Here is a 1,841-nt window from a genome sequence, read left to right on the forward strand (position 1 = left end):
ACTTGGATATGGAGTCCGCAGCCGATGAGTTGGATATGGAATTAGATTCTGACTTAGAAGCAGATGATGATTTGGACTTGGATATGGAGTCCGCAGCCGATGAGTTGGATATGGGACTAGATTCTGACTTAGAAGCAGATGATGATTTGGCTGACATTGACCTTGACGATCTAGATGGAAATAGGTCTGATGATCTTGATCTCGGAGAAGATAGCTCCGATTTTCTGGCAGAAGATATTCCCGATCCATTTGAGGATACATCGGCTAAGTTAGACGAGTCAGGACTAGATGACCTTGGTGATGAAGATCTAAATCTATTTGGTCAAAGTTCCTCAGATGATCTAGATGATATAGACCTTAGCGAATTAGGAGATGATAATCAAATTGATGATTTGGGAGACTTTGATCTTGACCTGGATGGAGAAGACTTAAATTTGGATGAGGCCGATCTAGATTCTTTAGCCGGAGATAAAAAGTTTTCCAACGATAACGATCCTGAACGGTTATTGGGTTAAGTACTGGAAACATTGACTCTTGCAACACTTGGAGTTTGTGCCAATTTCTACGGCTAGACTCAAAGATAGAATAGCTCAGTTAGATGAAGAATATTCCATATTCTTTATAGAAACACAAAAGAGTTATACAAGTATTGCCTCGTTTTTAGATGGACTAATCTACCTACTTATGGCAAGAAATCCAACTAAATTCGGCAAGGGGTCTCCCGTTATAATCTCCGATTTAACGGGAGGGGAATTGCCCAGAGCTTGCTTTGTGGAGGTGTCGATTGATTTTCAAATATAGCAGTAAAGAGTAGTATAAGAATTATGATAATTACTCATTGCTGCAAAGTTAAGCCTGCTTGTGAACAGTCAGCCAAAATTGATTATTGGCTAGAATTGTTACGGCGACATTGGAATTATGCTCTTGGTCAACGATTAGACTGGTTGAATAGAACTAGATGTCAAATAGACCGATGCTCAATAGTGTCATGTCCTATTGGTGAGATTCCTGGCAAGCCAGATTATTATTTTCACCACTCAGCACTTAAACAAACAAAACAGCTATTTCCTGACTACAAGGAAATATCCATACGAAGTTCAGCAAATTAACTTACAAAGACTAACTGAAGCTGGGAAACGTTTCGGCTAAGAGCCGACATGAAAGGTTAATACCTGACAAAAAGGGTAAACCTGGAGGACGACCTAGATTCAAAAAATTAGGGAAGTTAAAGTCTTTGTGCTTTAGTAGAGTTAATCATTTAAAAGCAGCAGTTAAATTTGGTGGTAAGCACATTATTATTAGCAGGTTGGGTACTATGATAATTAATAATTAACAATTAATAATTAGAAGAATTTAATTTGACCAAATAAACTTCTAATAATTAATAATTAGTGAATAATTAGTTTCCTTCTTTCATTATTAATTATTCATTGAATACATATTGCCAGACAAAAAAAATATTTTCATTATAAAACTGCTCATAAGTTAGTTGAATAATATGATTTAATTGGCGTTGAAAACCTTAAGATTAAAGGTTTACCTAGAAATAGCTTTTTATCAAAATCAATTTATGATGTAGCTTGGAGTGCTTTTATTGAAAAGTTGAACGCAGTGGCGGCAGTTCCCGGTATTCATGTAGGTAGGGGCGAATGGCCATTCCCCCGTACATCCTGACAATACATCACACTCATTGCAGTAATTGTGGTCAAAAAGTACCTAAAACTTTATCAGTTAGAACTCACTCTTGTCCTAAATGTGGAACAGTTTTAGATAGAGATGAGAATGCTGCAATTAACATATTAAATAAGGCATTACACGAGGTGGGTATCATCTTGTCTGCT

General features: G+C 36.7%; 2 protein-coding genes and 1 pseudogene. All 3 read left to right on the forward strand.

The features are described from left to right. Positions 1 to 515: pseudogene (locus F6K22_RS39925) on the forward strand (DUF5331 domain-containing protein); the annotation flags it as partial. 309 nt (positions 516 to 824) lie between these two features. Next, on the forward strand, positions 825 to 1,109 hold the full coding sequence (locus tag F6K22_RS39930; RefSeq protein WP_293110614.1) for a hypothetical protein: 285 nt from the start codon (positions 825 to 827) through the stop codon (positions 1,107 to 1,109). Positions 1,110 to 1,649: 540 nt separating this feature from the next. After that, positions 1,650 to 1,841 (forward strand): zinc ribbon domain-containing protein (locus F6K22_RS39935; protein WP_293110616.1); only part of this gene is annotated, 192 nt, incomplete at its 3' end.

Source organism: Okeania sp. SIO2F4 (genome assembly GCF_010672385.1).
In the GTDB taxonomy this organism is placed as follows: domain Bacteria; phylum Cyanobacteriota; class Cyanobacteriia; order Cyanobacteriales; family Microcoleaceae; genus Trichodesmium.